We start from the raw sequence: 14,988 nt of genomic DNA, 5'->3' as shown, positions 1-14,988 counted from the left end.
GGTACATATAACATAGGAATAAAGCCTTTATAATGAAGCATTATAAAGGCTTTTTCTTAAGATTTCTTTTTACTATCACTAGTGTTAGATGATTTAGAAGACGTATCATCTTCTGTCACCTTTTTAGTTTCTTCACTACCATTCTTGATGATGTCTTTTACGTCAGACAATTTTAATTCATTGAAAGTAGTAGGATGATTGTATTTGTAAACTGGTTTGAAACCTACACCTAATTTGCCAGTGTAAACAGTCAATGCATTATTGTCCTCATCAACACGAGCAATGTAGATTGTCTTATCTGTATCAACACCAATTAAGCGGAAACGTCCTGGTGGGTTGATAACACGCCAGCCACCTTCGATACCATTAAACATAAAGATATCGCCAGTTTTAACATTATCGTAGAAGAAGTTATCTTCATCGTAGAAAACGCCGATATGACCGATATCAGTAGCCTGCATATACACGCGACGCGTATCGTAGTTAGCATCTGTACGATAAATACGATATACATGCTCTTGAACTTTTACCTTCATATATACTACGTTTGTCGCTTCAGAGTATGCAGCATCTACGATTTTACTACCTTTTGGTAAATCTTCAAGCTTGGTATCCACTTCATGCTCTGGATCATCTGCATTGAGACGAGCCATAACGACATCGCGAGAGTCATATAAGCCCATGATGGCATAGTTACGGTCTGGCATCCAGTTGAAGTAACTAATCGAACGCCCTTTCAAATCTATCGTTGTAGGCTTACTTTCATTAGCCTTGTAGATTTTCAAAGAGTTTTCTGTAACAACCGCCATAAATTGACGGTCGTAGGATACATATTTAGTACCTTCCTTTACATCCGGGAAGTTTTTAGTATCATCTTTTGACGCACCTGCTACATTAAATTCCGTAGTCGGCGCAAACATATATTGATCAAGGTATAGGTATACCCCACCTTGCAGAAGAATACCTACCGCAAAGGCGCTCAGTACACGCGTAAAAGGTTTCATTTGTCCTCCTATTTCACGATAAACGCCGTTGGGATCATGCGTTCCCCTAACAAATCGGCCGGTTTGTTCACCACTTTACCATTGAGGTATAAGGTAGAACTAGAACCACCATCTAAATTCGCTGCAATGTAGCAGCCTTTTTCAAAGAGAATATCTTGTACGTCACGCAAGGTAGCACCAATGGAGTACCCTGGTTGACGGCCATCGATTACGAGGAATAATACTGTACCATCTTTCTTTTGACCGATAGCAGTACGTGGGCCTACGCCCCAGCCACCATCACCTTCAGTGATCATTTTCTTACCGTCTACAATAAGAGGTGGGCCAAAGGTAATACCTTCCATGGCTTTCATATCAGATAGTTGAGTTTTATCGTAGTTACCAGCGATAAGGTTACCAGATTTAGAGAAACCTACGAAGTCTACTGCTTCATCAGGACCTACATCCTTACCGATAACATATTCTCCATCATGCAAGATAAAGCCATATGGCAAACGACCTGTACCAGTACCATTAGGATCGTGGAAACCACCGCCGTTAATAGCAGCTACCGCATTATTCATTTTAGCAATATTACTTGTAGTATCGCCTTTTTCTTGAATATTAGCAGCTGTACCGACTTCAATACGACGAGGATCTGGAATTTCAAGAATATAGCCTACATAACGAGCAGACTGAATTTTTTCAAGGTTTAAACTCTTATCTTCACGAGCATTAAACTTGAACAAATCTTGGCTTTTAACAACACCAACAGTGCCCAAAATAGATTGCAATTCATCTTCACTAAATAGCCATGTAATGTAATGAGGATGGCGAGATTGCAATATGGCACCAATAACGGCGCGCTTTACATTATTAAATGGTCCAAAGAGCACCACGAATGGTGAGGTTACAACGGTAAATAAGAACACCATGATGATGAACTTTACCCAATTCTTTTTGAACAATGTATTTCTCCTTATAAATCAGTGAAATGTTCGGTGCTAATGCGTTCTTCAAAATGTTTGATATCAACAGCATTACCAATCCAAACACGCAAAATGTTATATGGATTATCACCTGTATGAGCCCAGCCAGATTTCATGGCCATGCTCATTTTAATGCCTGCTTTCTTAGTAGCTGCATCGGTGAATTCATTTTTATCTCCATAAGGATAGCAGAACCAAGGATTATCCTTGATACCTACTTCTTTTGCAAGAGCTTCTTGAGCCTTCGTAATATTTTCTATTTGCTTAGCTTCAGACAATTGTCCCATTTCGATATGTTGGAACCCGTGATTAGAAATGGTGATACCATTCTTATGCATTTCACGAATTTGATCCCAAGTTAACCGAGTGCCTACATCGCCAGGATTGATAAATACAGTAGCTGCAAAACCATACTCTTTCATAAGTGGATATACGATAGAATACGTATCTGCATATCCGTCATCGAAGGTTAATACAACTGGTTTTTCAGGTACTGCTGCACCATTTACGACATAGTCATATAGTTGATCCATCGTTAGTGGATTATAGCCATTATCTTTGAGGAACTTCATTTGTTCTCTGAATAAATCCTCACGAATAACCGCATCATTATCTTTATCGTCGCCGATTTTATGATACATAAGAACAGGAATGCCCGATGGATGTACCATCTTAACTTCTTTTACTGGTGGCGCTGAACTAGTAGGCTCTGTTTTTTGTGAAAGCAATCCACAACCTGCCACCAGCATTGCCAAGGCCACAACCAATAGTGTTACTAACGGAATCCGTTTCATAGGTCCTCCTCTATCAGAACACAATTATATACAGAATATTATAACATTTCTATGAAGAATAGTAAAAACTCCACCCCATATACGTATAGCTAAAATAGATGATTTATAACCTAAAGAGATATATCCTCTAAAACACCTTTAACGATACTTTATGTTGTAATCTAGAATGGAATGCTTTAATATTCTAATTATAATACAAATCATAAAAATTATATGCTTCTAATCGATAAAGGATTTGCCATGAAAAAACGCTTAACCCTCTTACAAATGGACGTTCACGTAAATGACGTAGAATACAACTACAATCGCGTTCAAGAGTTACTCACTCAATCACTTACAGAAAATCCTGATATTATTGTTTTACCTGAAACTTGGAATACAGGTTTTCACCCATCAGATGATTTAATTACGATTGCCGACAGAAATGGGGAAAGAACAAAATCTTTGCTCACCGCCTTTGCAAAAGAGCATAACGTGAATATCGTCGGCGGCTCCGTTGCTGTGGCAAAAGATGATTTGGTATTCAATACATCCTATGCTTACAACCGTGAAGGTACCCTCGTAGGTGAATATTCCAAAATGCACGGCTTTAGCCCTGCTAAAGAAGACAAATACTTTGCTAGCGGTACTCATACGACACATTTCAAGCTAGACGGAATACCTTGCAGTACTGTCATCTGTTATGACATCCGTTTTCCTGAGCTAGTGAGAATGGCTGCATTACCAGGTACTGAACTCTTATTCGTACCCGCCCAATGGCCTACGATGCGTCTACGTCACTGGCAAGTACTAAACGAAGTACGAGCAATTGAAAATCAATTATTCCTTTGCGCAGTCAACGGATGCGGTACTATTGGTCGCGTTCAAAGCACAGGTCACTCCGCCGTTTATGACCCGTGGGGCACGAACCTCCTCGAAATGGATACGAACGAAGGCATTGCTTCCGTAGATATCGACCTTACCGTAGTCGAAGACATTCGCAACAAAATTAATATCTTTAGGGACCGTAAACCAGAACTCTACAACCTATAACATAAAGGCACATTGTTATTGAATTTCTCCTTATATTAGGAAAAGTATTCATTTAACAATGTGCCTTTAGTTTTGTTTTGTTTTGTTTTGTTTTTATTGTACTGTATGGAGGAAATAAATTACTCTAGTTTGTTCTGGATTAACGGCCATCCCTGCGACAGTAAATGAGTTATACAAATAATCAAATTTAAAGATGTAAAATGTATATCCCGCTTCAAATGGTCGGTTTACTTCCTTATAGGAATAGTAACCTAAATATTTTTTCTGTAAAGCCTTATTTTCATCATTGGATAACACTTTATCAGAACTTAATTGACTAGTATCTTGCTCTAATCCCATAAACATTTGATTGTTCATTTGGTTAGCGAGTTCATGATCAACTTTTTGCTTAATATTCTCATTGCTTAACGCCACTTTATATTGATACATATTGTTGTATGTATTCGTTACTTCAATCCATTCTTCTGGCAATATAGTAGACAGATATTTTCTATAATTCGTCTTAACATTTTCGTACGGTTTGATAGAAACACGTTCTGCCTCACCCTTAGTAATAACAACCTTAGCGTGATTTTCTGCATCTTGAATATAAGGCTTTAGTTCTGATGGTTTGCCTGTAAAAGAAACTTGGATGTAACGACCATCTTCAATTGCCTTAGGTGGTTTTAAATGAATATCAACCTGCTTAGCAAATGATGGTATTTTCTTTGGAAAACCTGACAAATCATTCACTTTGTCTACATCTATATGATTGTAATATTCCTTGTCATTAACAGGATATTTAATGCTTTCCCTAAAATTAATAGCATCTACAATTTGTTTTTCAATTTCTTCTCGTGTATAGGGATTTTTAATAAAGTCTCGTTGTGGCGTACTTCTTATTCTTCTATTATGTTCCTCTATATGAGCGTGCATACGCGATTCCTCATCTCGCTGCTGTAATATTTGTTCGTTATATGTTTTTTAGCAAGAGACATAACAGCATAAGATAATTCTGTTTCACCCGTTACTTTACTTTCCATATAAGGCATAACCTCTAAAGATTGGGTTCTATTAACTTGAGTAGCGTTTGTGCCCAAAGGTGTTCCTACAGATGGAGTGGATAACCGCTCAGCATTTGTTATTCCTATGTTCGCAACCAATGCGGTCACAACAAGTATAAATCCTTTTAACTTCATTCATATCTCCATTAAATAAACTATATAAAAAAGAGTTGCTGCACATATTATATAGCTACTTAGGTAATTTAAAACTCAATAAGCTTCCACATATCTTCTGGAACTTGCTCTAGAGGTTTGTTCTTAGCCATAGCTTCCTTTAGGATATCAATGGTGTCTTGTACTTCTTGTTTATCCTTTGTATTTGGATCGTGGAGAACGACACGGTTCAACGAGTCTTGTCCAAATTGTTTTAAGTATTCTTTTTCTACTTGATTAAGTTCACGACGTAAGTATTTCATGGTATATCCTCTATTTGTAAATATCTTTTCGATGCCCCACTTCTAATGCTAAAATAACGCATCTATGGTCATTAATATCAGCAATAACTCTATAATTACCAATACGATAACGCCAAAGTCCTGTTTTATTATCAGTCAATGATTTTCCTGAATATCTAGGATTTTCAACATTATCTAAATGCTTGATAAGCCAATTAAAAAGATAGCGTTGCGTTGATCTATCTAATTTAGAAAATTGCTTATCAAACCGTTTAGAAAACTCAAGTTTATAAGCCATATTTTGCACGCATTTCCGCTACAGAATAAGTAACAGGATCTTGCTCGTATTCTGCTAATGCTTTTTGACCTACCTTAAGATCAAATTCGTCTTCAATCTTTTCTAGTAAGGCCTTCTTAAAGAGGGTAGAAAGTGTTTCATCCATAAACTCAGCATAAGTTTTAAATAACTCTTCTTCTTGTTCATTTAGACGGACTGAAATATTTGCCATATAAAAGGACCTCCTTATGTAATACATTGTATTACATAAGGAGGTCTTAGTCTATATTTTAAACTCGCAACCTCCGTTATTTTAATAAAATTTTATATTTACAATATTAATAATTTACATTGCTTATTAGATTGTAAAAAACAAGGTAGATCGTATATTACATACAAAAAAGGCATACCGCCCTTCTCTCGTCTCTCAGCGGTACGCCTTCTTATGTATATAGTTACTCTCGAACTATATCAGATGTAAGTCTGGCTAAACTCTCTCACAGTCCCTTAACGACACGCCAGTATGTCACCTATAATATACATTTTTAAACGAAATATGTCAACAGTTTATAGAAATTTTATCTTTAATTTTTACAAAAATATAAAATTCTCAAGATTATCCGCCAAAAGCCAAGTAATCACGAGTTAATTCTTGTTGTGGATCAGAGAATATTTGCTCTGTAGGTCCCCACTCTACCACTCGGCCCTCATTCATAAAGACAGTGTAGTCTGCAATGCGTCTAGCTTGTTGTAAATTATGAGTAACAATGACAATCGTTTGTTTTGCTTTTAACTCTGTTAGCAATGCCTCAATATGCAAGCTGTTTTTTATATCAAGGGCAGAGCACGGCTCATCAAAGAGCATTACTCGAGGATCTACGGTCAAGCTTCGCGCAATACACAGGCGCTGTTGTTGACCGCCAGATAAAGAACTTGCCAAGCGCTTCATATCGCCATTAATTTCGCTATATAATCCAGCCTGCTCTAAACATTGTATCGCTTTAGCCTTTCTGTCTGCAGAGGATAACTCTTTATAATAATTTAGAGCAAATACCATATTATCTTCAATGGTACCAGGAAATACGGTCGGTTGTTGTCCGATAAGACCGATTTGGCGACGTAACATTTGCGGATCCATTGAGTCTACAGATAGGCCATCGTAAATAATTTGTCCATTAGTGACTTTTTTCGGTGCCTGTAAGCTACCGTTAAGCGTAGCTAACAATGTACTTTTACCACAACCAGACGGCCCAATAACAGCCGTAATAGCATGTTCTGTAATAGGCAAGGTTATGTGTTGCAAAATAGGATGCTCATCAATGGACACCTCTATATCTTTAATATCTAATATGATGCTCATCAAGACCGCCCTCCTATGTAGCGACAAATGATATTAATACAAAGCAATATAACCATCAATACAAAGGCTGTAGCATAGGCTAAATCTACTGAATAACCTTCGTTGACCAAAATGTACAAATGATATGGCAAGGCCATAAATGGATCCGTTATATTCGGTATAGCCCTAGTATATAATACGGCACCAGTATACATAATCGGTGCAGTGGCCCCCATCGCATAGGCCGCTCCAAGGGCTATAGCGCTCAATCCGTCACGCATGGCACTCGGTATGACCATATGCATCCATATATAACTTGGTGAAAGTCCCATATTGAGAGCCGCCTCATAAGTTTCACGAGGAAACTCGTGGAATACTTTCACAAGGCGCAACGTAATAAAAGGTATAACCATTACCGTTAACGTAATCGACGCAGATAATAAGCTTTTATCAATACCTAAATATAAAATCAGTACACTATAACCGAACAAACCAATCAATACAGATGGTAATCCAGACATACAGCGTAGAGTGAATAAAAAACATTCTGATTTCCAACGAGAAATATTGCCATATACCATGTAAAGAGCACAAGGAATACTTACAATAGCCGCCATAGAAGCCGTTAATAAGCCCTCTAAAATACTACCGATTATGGCAGGGAATATGCCCCCTTCTACACCGAGAGGCATGCCCGCTGGGTAGAGCCAGAGGAAATCAACAGTTATTAATGGCCCCCCATGATACACAATATAACTACACGCAGCGATGAGTATTGCCATAACTAGGATTAGACTGCCATAAGCCCAAGTAGCTAATGCAAGATTAGATAACTTCATGATGACCGTCCTTTCTAGTTTTCCAAGAATACATATAGACTAGAATATTAGTCAGTATCAAGATAAGAAGCAATACTAAAGCCGCTACATATAAACCGCTATAATGTAAGCTATTGTACTCTACACTACCCATTTCAAGAGCAATAAGAGATGGAATTGGCTCCGCTTTACCCAGCAAATTAGGCAGAATTGGCGCATTACCGACAACCATCATAACTGCCATAGTTTCTCCCATTGCACGGGAAAAGGCTAGAACGGAACTAAGGATAATAGAACCTTTAGCACTAGGTAATACGATAGCTTTCATCGTATGCCACGGCGATATGCCTAACCCCAAAGCCGCTTCTTCATAGCGCTGGCGATAAGTTTCGATAGATTCCGTACAGTGAGTCACAATATAAGGCAAAACCATAAAGGCTAATACGAGACTAGCCGATAAAATAGACTCACCGGTAGACAAAGAAAACATCGATTGAATGGCCGGAACCACTACGGCAAGACCGATAAAACCAACAATAACAGAAGGTATACCGGCAATCATATCTATAGTAGATAAACAAAATTGGCGAATACGTGGTGATACACCTAGACTCAAACCTACAGAGGTACCAATCCCCAAGGGCAATGCCCATATCAAAGATAACAGAGATACATAGAGGCTAGCAGAAATAATATAGGCCAGACCTAATACAGGACTTTGTGCCATAGGCTTCCAGACTGTACCGGTTACAATATCCGTCCAAGACATATGTATCAAAGCGGGCCACGCCTCTATCGCCATATAAAGCACGAGCCCTATATATAAGGCGAGAACAGATACCGCCATAATCGGTACTATACCAGATGTAAAACGATCCGATAAATGCATAGACTCTCCTTTCATAAGAAAAAAGCAAGGCCTCAGCCTTGCTTTTATTCTATCTGATTAGTTTACAGGAACAAAGCCCATTTTATGAATAACTTTACGACCTTCTTCAGACTTCAAGTATTTTGTGAAAGCGTCTGCTACGCCGCCCATATTACCTTTACCTACGATAAGAAGTGGACGTTGAATCATGTAAGAACCATCAGTAATCGTTTCATCTGTTGGTGCTACACCATTGACTTTGAAAGCAACGATTTGGCCTTTGTTTTGACCTAACATGCCATAAGATGCGTAACCAATAGCATATGGATTTTCTTTAACTTTAGTTACAAGAGCACCCATAGATGGAGCTTGAATAGCATCTTTAGTCACCTCTACAGAACCCATAATTTTTTGTTGGAACACTTCATGAGCACCGCCACCAAGGTCACGTGTTACTACGATGATTTCTTGATTAGGCAAGGAAGGATCTACTTGATTCCAAGTTTTATACTCGCCTGAGAAGATTTTAATAATTTCTTCTTTAGTAAGATTATCTTTTATAGCATATAAAGGGTTTTCAGGATTTACAGCAATTGTTAAGGCATCAATACCTACTTTAATTTCATTGTAATCTTTGATTTTTGCTTTTTCGCTGTCTTTTACTTCTCGTGCCACTAAACCGAAGTCCGCAGTGCCATCAATAACAGCCTTGATACCCGTACCAGAACCACCAGAAGATACATAGATAGTAATATCTTTATCTGGCAAAGAGCTATCTGCATGATTCCAAGTTTTATTTTTCTCTGTGAAATCTGTAGCGATTTTAGAAATAACTGGTGCCAATGTGGAGGAACCATTATATGTTAATTGTGTATTTTGTGCATTTTGGTTGGAACCACAACCTGCAGAAATAAGCATTGCTGCGCCAACACAAGCAGCAAGAATTGCACGTTTAGTAAAGCCTTTCATATACAATCTCCTTAATATAAGTAATAGAATAATGATTATTTAATAACAGTATAATTATAACAAAACAAATCTATTGATTACAATACAACTCCAACACTATAGACTACTATATTTATTCAGTTCCAAAATGCTCATCATACTGAAAGTTATTTTTATACTATATACATTTTACTATAATATAACCATCTTATAAATTATTTTTATAACATTAACACTTACTTTTGTGTTATAAATCATTTACATAATTTCTATAGAAATGTTAGTATTATCAATGCAACAGGATTTAGTTATTAATAAAGAAAGGTAATAACTATGTTTTCATTTCTACAACCTAAAGAGGCAAAATCATCTGTACCACAAAGTATGATTATGAATCTATATTATAAATACAGATTTCAATCTCTACTTGGTATTTTTATTGGTTATGCGGCGTACTATATCGTTCGTAACAACTTTGCCTTATCAACTCATTTCTTATCAGATATTCTCCACATGAGCAAAACAGAAATCGGTTTGCTATCTAGTGGTATGCTTATCGCCTACGGTTTAAGTAAAGGCTTTATGAGTAGTCTTGCAGACAAAGCAAGTCCTGCAAAATTTATGGCTTTCGGTCTTATTTGCTGTGCAATTATCAACATTTTTATGAGCTTTGCCGACAGCCTCGCCTTCTTCTTAGTACTAGTAGTTCTTAATGGTTTCTTCCAAGGTTTTGGTGTAGGCCCATCCTTCATTACTCTAGCGAAATGGTATCCAAAACAAGAACGCGGCCGTTATGGTGCAATTTGGAATATCTCACACAATCTTGGTGGCGGTATCGTAGCGCCAATCGTTACGGCTGCACTATATTTCACAACTACAGATCATTGGCAATTAGGTAGCTATGGTATCCCTGCAATCATTGCCATAGTTGTAGCTATCGCTATTTTCTTCTTAATCAAAGAAAGCCCTGAGCGTGAAGGTTTACCACCTACAAGCGAAATCATTGCGGATACGGCTCATAAAGCACATAGAAGCTCTGAGGCACCTCATATGAATACACGAGAAATTTTTGTAAAATATGTATTGAAAAACAAAAATGCTTGGTACGTATCATTAGTAGATACCTTCGTGTATATGATTCGTTTTGGTATGCTTACTTGGCTTCCAATCTATCTATTACAAGTAAAAGGATTCTCCAAAGCAGAGATGTCTATCGCATTCTTATTCTTTGAATGGGCGGCTATACCTTCTACAATTTTTGCAGGTTATATTTCCGATAAATTCTTTAAAGGTTATCGTATGCCACCAGCAATTATCGCCGTAAGCATTATCTTCTTCTGTATCTTCGGCTATTGGCAAAGCGAATCCCTCTTATGGGTTACATTCTTCGCTGCTATTGTGGGTTGCTTAATCTATATTCCTCAATTCCTAGCCTCTGTTCAAACCATGGATATTGTACCTCCATTTGCTGTAGGCTCAGCCGTTGGTCTTCGCGGTTTCATGAGCTACATTGTAGGTGCCAACCTCGGTACAACACTATTCGGTGTATTAGCTGACAAATTTGGTTGGAACGCAGGTTTCTATCTCTTATTGGTAGCATGTATTCTTTGTGTTACATTCTGTGTACTAGCTCACTTTGGTGCAAAAGAATTAGATGCTAAAGAAGCAGAACTAGAACAACTTCAACTAGCTGAAGCTAACTAATAACAACAAAATCCTAAGCAAACTAAAAAGGTAGTAACATTGATATGTACCCATTTTCCTGGACACATATTATTTACTAGCCTAAACACATGGATGCTTCTCTGTATTTCACAGGGGGCATCCATTTTGTTTTTGCTTGAATCCTTTTGTTATTGTAATAGTTAATGTATTCTTCTATCGCTGCTGCAAAAGCATTAAAAGATGAATATTCTCTCTCAAAACCATAATATATTTCCGTTTTCAATCTACCAAAAAAGGTTTCCATCACAGAGTTATCATAACAATTTCCTTTTCGAGACATAGATTGAATAATACCATGCTCTTTGAGTGTTCTCCTAAAGTACTTATGTTGGTATTGCCATCCTTGATCAGAATGGAGGATTAATCCTGAAAGATTAGTAAACTTCTTGAATGCCTTCTCTAACATACGAGAAATTTGTTCTAAGTTAGGACTTAATGCTAAGTCATAAGCAACAATCTCATTCGTATTCATATCTAAAATAGGCGACAAATAGCATTTTCCCCATGAGAAATTAAATTGAGACACATCAGTAGTCCATTTTTGTAATGGTGCAGTTGTACTAAAATCTCTATTGACGATATTTTCTGCTACCTTACCGACTTTCCCTTTGTAAGAGTGGTACTTTTCTTTCGGTCGCTTTCCTGCGAGCCCCATAATATGCATAAGTCTTTGCACTCGTTTATGATTGACTACAAAGCCTCGATTAAGAAGCTCTTGATATACACGGCGTACACCATACCGGCCTTTATGTTCTGTAAAAATCTTTTGAATTTCATCTTTTAGCTCTGTATTTCTTTTATCTACAAGATCTACTTTAGTAAGTTCAAAATAATAGGTAGATTTGGACATTGGCATAGCTTTCAAAAGATGTTTTAGTTGATAGCCTTGTTGGCGGAGCGTTTTGATAATCGCTGCTTTTTCGCCTTGAGTCGCGCAGCCTCTTTTTCTTCTCTCAAGGCAATCTCTTTTTTTATGACTTCATTTTCAGCTTTAATATAAGCAATTTCAGCTCGTAAGCGAATGAGTTCCTCATATTCACTCTCTTTGAGCTCTCGAGGTGAGATAGTCTTAGGTACTTTCATTTTGCAATCCTTTGGTGATCGTCCTTTAGGTTTATTAATAAGACCATTGTATCCCAAAGTTTTGTATTTATGAACCCATTGATACAGTTGGCCAGTATTAATTCCAGCCCTAATAGATACAGAGCGGATAGATTCTCCAAATAATACTTGGCATACTAACTCATATTTCTTCTCTGGAGACCAACATCGCTTATCTGGATTATGCTTATTGATTTCTGGGCCATTAAACTCTTCCTGTTTAGCCCATTTTATTATTTGTTCGTGAAAAGTATGAGTCAATACTCCAGTTGGCGTCTCTGGCCATTCACCTTGATTAAATAATTCAATTGCTTTTCTTTTAAATTCATAACTATATCTCATGAAAATACCCCCTTTACTGGTTGTCCAGTAAAGGGGGTACATATCACATTGATATGTGTTACTACCTTTTGTTTTGGTATAGCGTGTCCCTGATTTTCTAGATGCTATCTTTTAAAGAGGACAAAAGCCACAATGATACCAATGATTATATTCCCACCTACTATATAAGGCCAGGTAAGGAAATCATGCATACCATTCAATATTTGTATGTCAAATCTTGGCATAAAAATTAGTATATTTGCCAAAATCCAAACGATAGGTCCTACGAACCTCATTATCTTAACCGTATCCATTCTATCTTTAATAGTGTCGGTTATCTCTACATCCTGTTCCACAGATACGTATTCTTTATTAATGTAAAAGCCTTTTGAATACTCCGTTTCAAAAGCCCATGCTTCAACAGAAAACGTAGCAGTACCCTCAACATTTTCATACTCTTTACATTTAGCAGTATCTGTAGTCCCTACGTCCACCTCACCCCAAGTGCCCGTTACCATCTTATAACTACTATCTACGGGTTTCATATCTACGGGCTGTGCTTTACCACACAACTTGGAAAACTGGTACGCATCTCGCTTCTTATCCCAACGAAGCCAAAATGCTGCGTTATTACTATGTTTAACTAGCTTATACTCATACCATATATGCCCATGAGTATCAATATAGCGTATCTTACCTAGGATCGTATATAAATCACTTCGGATACGCAGCGTTTCGCCATAATTAAATTCCATACTCTTCTCTCATATATAAACTTACACACATACATGTATTATTAATTACTATGATTGTACACATAACATAAGAATCTGCCAATACAGATATAACAAAAAGGTAGTACCATATATATGATACTACCTTTTTGTTCATTATAATCAACCTTGTTGTAAGAAATAAATTATATAGTTTTTATCAGGACTGACCGCAGCACCTAAAGAATATGGATGATTCCGACTTCCACCAAAATCAAATACATACAATACATAATTATCCGGTATTTCTATCGAATCTTCATTAAATGACAATCTATGCAAGTACTGTTTCTGAAATTTTCGATTCTCCTCCTCTGTATAGGTTGGATAGACTTTACCTTTAGACAATGTATTTCTATTTTGTTCACTAGATTTTAATTTATCTCGCTCTGTTTCTACTCTTTTACGAGTCTCAAAATATCTATTATACTTCGAATTCCTATCTTCATCTGCAATCTGTACCTTATTAAATTCTGCTAGTACTTGATTTTCTAACTCATATATTTCATCTACAGATTTATCAATAGGATTATCTGATTGGTCTTGTATAAATTTCCCCATCGGCACGGTTGTATTCTTTACAATCAGTATCTCCCTTGGAATTAATGCAAACAGAGAATCTGCATAGGCCATATTTGAATCAATATATCGTTTAACATACACATTAGATATATCAGATTTTGAAACAACTACTTTAGAGTTAGAAATAGCTTCTTCAATATATGGTTTTAATTGTTCCGGTGTACCGCCAAATGCAAGTTGTACATAAGCCCTACCTTGTAAAAAACTGGGATTACCATGCATATGAATATTTTTAGCAAAACTTGGTATTTTCTTTGGAAATCCTGATGCAGTAGAAATTTCTTTGTAATCCTTTGGATTATTAATAGGATACTGAATCAATGCTATAGGTTTAAAAAAGCTTTCCAAAGATTCTCTAATCTCAGCTTTAGTTCTAGCCGTATATAGGTCGTGTCCTTTCCCCTTATTATTATCTAAATATTCTCGAAGTTCCTTTTCATTTGCTTCATCCCGATCAGCACGAGTTCGATAATCTTTAGTATTAACAGGATTAGTTAGCTTAATTTCTCCTTTTCCATTCTTTTTCATATAGGGGCTCACAATACGTAAGGGTTTATTTCTGCCTCCAATAAAATAACCTTGATTACGTGTTGATTCAGTATTATAATTTTTGATCTCTTTCAGCGCTTTTTCATCCTTATCATTGTAAAGTGGATCAAACATTTTGTATTCACTTCCAAAATCGGGATTTCCTGATATTTTTAATCGTTTAGAACCGTGCTCCGTCTCCATCCGCTCTAATATAATTTCATCGCCAATTGAAAGTGCCTTCGTATCTATCGATTTATCTTTTATAACAGCTTTAAAAGCACCAGGAATAACCTCAACAAAATCTACTTTTACTGGGCCTTTTGTTTGTACAAACTGTTTTAACTTTGTATTATTTTTTTGTTCAATACTTATATTTTGATTCTGACTATCTACTACTTCTGCTGCAAAACCAGACTGATTATATAATGCTAGTGAAAGCATCATCAGTACAAAATATTTCTTATTCATT

Annotated in this window: 18 protein-coding genes; 2 read left to right on the top strand and 16 right to left on the bottom strand. The window is 36.8% G+C overall.

From position 1 onward, the window contains the following. Window positions 1-56: 56 nt before the first annotated feature. The 3 genes from VEHSUH06_RS07550 to VEHSUH06_RS07540 are packed head-to-tail and all read right to left on the bottom strand — an operon-like array spanning window position 57 to window position 2,766. Window positions 57-1,004, bottom strand: a complete 948-nt coding sequence (locus tag VEHSUH06_RS07550; RefSeq protein ID WP_105081489.1) for a hypothetical protein — start codon at window positions 1,002-1,004, stop codon at window positions 57-59. An 8-nt stretch (window positions 1,005-1,012) separates the two neighbouring features. Beyond that, window positions 1,013-1,951 carry a phosphodiester glycosidase family protein gene (locus tag VEHSUH06_RS07545; RefSeq protein ID WP_105098391.1) on the bottom strand — a complete coding sequence of 313 codons (939 nt, stop codon included), beginning with the start codon at window positions 1,949-1,951 and terminating at the stop codon, window positions 1,013-1,015. Window positions 1,952-1,962: 11 nt separating this feature from the next. Then, window positions 1,963-2,766 (bottom strand): polysaccharide deacetylase family protein, encoded by an 804-nt coding sequence (locus VEHSUH06_RS07540; RefSeq protein ID WP_105098390.1) that lies wholly within the window; start codon window positions 2,764-2,766, stop codon window positions 1,963-1,965. Between the two features lie 240 nt (window positions 2,767-3,006). On the opposite strand from VEHSUH06_RS07540, the gene VEHSUH06_RS07535 reads away from it, so the two are divergent. Beyond that, on the top strand, window positions 3,007-3,798 hold the full coding sequence (locus VEHSUH06_RS07535) for a carbon-nitrogen family hydrolase (protein WP_105098389.1): 792 nt from the start codon (window positions 3,007-3,009) through the stop codon (window positions 3,796-3,798). A gap of 93 nt (window positions 3,799-3,891) precedes the next feature. On the opposite strand, the gene VEHSUH06_RS07530 is transcribed toward VEHSUH06_RS07535, so the two are convergent. The 9 genes from VEHSUH06_RS07530 to VEHSUH06_RS07495 form a co-directional block, all read right to left on the bottom strand. Further along, window positions 3,892-4,713 carry a hypothetical protein gene (locus VEHSUH06_RS07530; RefSeq protein WP_233187911.1) on the bottom strand — a complete coding sequence of 274 codons (822 nt, stop codon included), beginning with the start codon at window positions 4,711-4,713 and terminating at the stop codon, window positions 3,892-3,894. Then, window positions 4,698-4,976: a hypothetical protein gene (locus tag VEHSUH06_RS10855; protein ID WP_233187910.1), complete on the bottom strand. Its 279-nt coding sequence runs from the start codon at window positions 4,974-4,976 to the stop codon at window positions 4,698-4,700. Before VEHSUH06_RS10855 ends, VEHSUH06_RS07530 begins: the two co-directional genes overlap by 16 nt. A gap of 68 nt (window positions 4,977-5,044) precedes the next feature. Beyond that, window positions 5,045-5,257: a hypothetical protein gene (locus tag VEHSUH06_RS07525; RefSeq protein WP_054748772.1), complete on the bottom strand. Its 213-nt coding sequence runs from the start codon at window positions 5,255-5,257 to the stop codon at window positions 5,045-5,047. Between the two features lie 10 nt (window positions 5,258-5,267). After that, the gene (locus VEHSUH06_RS07520) at window positions 5,268-5,534 is read right to left on the bottom strand and encodes a type II toxin-antitoxin system RelE/ParE family toxin (protein ID WP_054748787.1); all 267 of its coding nucleotides are present in this window, start codon (window positions 5,532-5,534) and stop codon (window positions 5,268-5,270) included. Continuing rightward, window positions 5,524-5,745: a type II toxin-antitoxin system RelB family antitoxin gene (gene relB / locus VEHSUH06_RS07515; RefSeq protein ID WP_009352129.1), complete on the bottom strand. Its 222-nt coding sequence runs from the start codon at window positions 5,743-5,745 to the stop codon at window positions 5,524-5,526. Before relB ends, VEHSUH06_RS07520 begins: the two co-directional genes overlap by 11 nt. A 384-nt stretch (window positions 5,746-6,129) precedes the next feature. After that, entirely contained in the window at window positions 6,130-6,873 is a 744-nt protein-coding gene (locus VEHSUH06_RS07510) for a phosphate ABC transporter ATP-binding protein (protein WP_054748775.1), read from the bottom strand. Continuing rightward, entirely contained in the window at window positions 6,873-7,691 is an 819-nt protein-coding gene (locus VEHSUH06_RS07505) for a PstA family ABC transporter permease (protein ID WP_105098388.1), read from the bottom strand. The genes VEHSUH06_RS07510 and VEHSUH06_RS07505 overlap by 1 nt, the downstream gene beginning before the upstream one ends. Continuing rightward, on the bottom strand, window positions 7,678-8,559 hold the full coding sequence (gene pstC, locus VEHSUH06_RS07500; RefSeq protein ID WP_158251717.1) for a phosphate ABC transporter permease subunit PstC: 882 nt from the start codon (window positions 8,557-8,559) through the stop codon (window positions 7,678-7,680). The genes VEHSUH06_RS07505 and pstC overlap by 14 nt, the downstream gene beginning before the upstream one ends. A 57-nt stretch (window positions 8,560-8,616) precedes the next feature. Then, entirely contained in the window at window positions 8,617-9,507 is an 891-nt protein-coding gene (locus VEHSUH06_RS07495) for a phosphate ABC transporter substrate-binding protein (protein ID WP_105098386.1), read from the bottom strand. Window positions 9,508-9,819: 312 nt separating this feature from the next. On the opposite strand from VEHSUH06_RS07495, the gene VEHSUH06_RS07490 reads away from it, so the two are divergent. Continuing rightward, the gene (locus VEHSUH06_RS07490; protein ID WP_105098385.1) at window positions 9,820-11,190 is read left to right on the top strand and encodes an MFS transporter; all 1,371 of its coding nucleotides are present in this window, start codon (window positions 9,820-9,822) and stop codon (window positions 11,188-11,190) included. Window positions 11,191-11,266: 76 nt separating this feature from the next. Here VEHSUH06_RS07490 and VEHSUH06_RS07485 read toward each other — a convergent pair whose 3' ends face one another. The 4 genes from VEHSUH06_RS07485 to VEHSUH06_RS07470 all read right to left on the bottom strand — a co-directional run bounded on the left by VEHSUH06_RS07485 (window position 11,267) and on the right by VEHSUH06_RS07470 (window position 14,987). Beyond that, window positions 11,267-12,121, bottom strand: a complete 855-nt coding sequence (locus VEHSUH06_RS07485) for an IS3 family transposase (protein ID WP_233187914.1) — start codon at window positions 12,119-12,121, stop codon at window positions 11,267-11,269. Then, window positions 12,085-12,654, bottom strand: a complete 570-nt coding sequence (locus VEHSUH06_RS07480) for a transposase (RefSeq protein ID WP_233187909.1) — start codon at window positions 12,652-12,654, stop codon at window positions 12,085-12,087. The genes VEHSUH06_RS07485 and VEHSUH06_RS07480 overlap by 37 nt, the downstream gene beginning before the upstream one ends. A gap of 104 nt (window positions 12,655-12,758) precedes the next feature. Then, entirely contained in the window at window positions 12,759-13,388 is a 630-nt protein-coding gene (locus VEHSUH06_RS07475) for a DUF4178 domain-containing protein (protein ID WP_105098383.1), read from the bottom strand. A 141-nt stretch (window positions 13,389-13,529) separates the two neighbouring features. Next, window positions 13,530-14,987, bottom strand: a complete 1,458-nt coding sequence (locus tag VEHSUH06_RS07470; RefSeq protein WP_105098382.1) for a hypothetical protein — start codon at window positions 14,985-14,987, stop codon at window positions 13,530-13,532. Window position 14,988: the final 1 nt, after the last annotated feature.

Origin of the sequence: Veillonella sp. S13053-19 (assembly GCF_002959835.1) — a bacterium.
GTDB lineage: Bacteria > Bacillota > Negativicutes > Veillonellales > Veillonellaceae > Veillonella > Veillonella rogosae.
The sequence above is the reverse complement of the archived record's forward strand: the minus strand, read 5'-3'. Positions and strand labels throughout refer to the sequence as shown.

Excerpts from the sequence above, each read along its gene's own strand:
- VEHSUH06_RS07550 (WP_105081489.1), bottom strand. The coding sequence starts at position 1,004 with ATGAAACCTTTTACGCGTGTACTGAGCGCCTTTGCGGTAGGTATTCTT.
- VEHSUH06_RS07475 (WP_105098383.1), bottom strand. The coding sequence starts at position 13,388 with ATGGAATTTAATTATGGCGAAACGCTGCGTATCCGAAGTGATTTATAT.
- relB (WP_009352129.1), bottom strand. The coding sequence starts at position 5,745 with ATGGCAAATATTTCAGTCCGTCTAAATGAACAAGAAGAAGAGTTATTT.
- VEHSUH06_RS07530 (WP_233187911.1), bottom strand. The coding sequence starts at position 4,713 with ATGCACGCTCATATAGAGGAACATAATAGAAGAATAAGAAGTACGCCA.
- VEHSUH06_RS07490 (WP_105098385.1), top strand. The coding sequence starts at position 9,820 with ATGTTTTCATTTCTACAACCTAAAGAGGCAAAATCATCTGTACCACAA.
- VEHSUH06_RS07525 (WP_054748772.1), bottom strand. The coding sequence starts at position 5,257 with ATGAAATACTTACGTCGTGAACTTAATCAAGTAGAAAAAGAATACTTA.
- pstC (WP_158251717.1), bottom strand. The coding sequence starts at position 8,559 with ATGCATTTATCGGATCGTTTTACATCTGGTATAGTACCGATTATGGCG.
- VEHSUH06_RS07540 (WP_105098390.1), bottom strand. The coding sequence starts at position 2,766 with ATGAAACGGATTCCGTTAGTAACACTATTGGTTGTGGCCTTGGCAATG.
- VEHSUH06_RS07535 (WP_105098389.1), top strand. The coding sequence starts at position 3,007 with ATGAAAAAACGCTTAACCCTCTTACAAATGGACGTTCACGTAAATGAC.
- VEHSUH06_RS07470 (WP_105098382.1), bottom strand. The coding sequence starts at position 14,987 with ATGAATAAGAAATATTTTGTACTGATGATGCTTTCACTAGCATTATAT.
- VEHSUH06_RS10855 (WP_233187910.1), bottom strand. The coding sequence starts at position 4,976 with ATGAAGTTAAAAGGATTTATACTTGTTGTGACCGCATTGGTTGCGAAC.
- VEHSUH06_RS07495 (WP_105098386.1), bottom strand. The coding sequence starts at position 9,507 with ATGAAAGGCTTTACTAAACGTGCAATTCTTGCTGCTTGTGTTGGCGCA.
- VEHSUH06_RS07510 (WP_054748775.1), bottom strand. The coding sequence starts at position 6,873 with ATGAGCATCATATTAGATATTAAAGATATAGAGGTGTCCATTGATGAG.
- VEHSUH06_RS07480 (WP_233187909.1), bottom strand. The coding sequence starts at position 12,654 with ATGAGATATAGTTATGAATTTAAAAGAAAAGCAATTGAATTATTTAAT.
- VEHSUH06_RS07505 (WP_105098388.1), bottom strand. The coding sequence starts at position 7,691 with ATGAAGTTATCTAATCTTGCATTAGCTACTTGGGCTTATGGCAGTCTA.
- VEHSUH06_RS07520 (WP_054748787.1), bottom strand. The coding sequence starts at position 5,534 with ATGGCTTATAAACTTGAGTTTTCTAAACGGTTTGATAAGCAATTTTCT.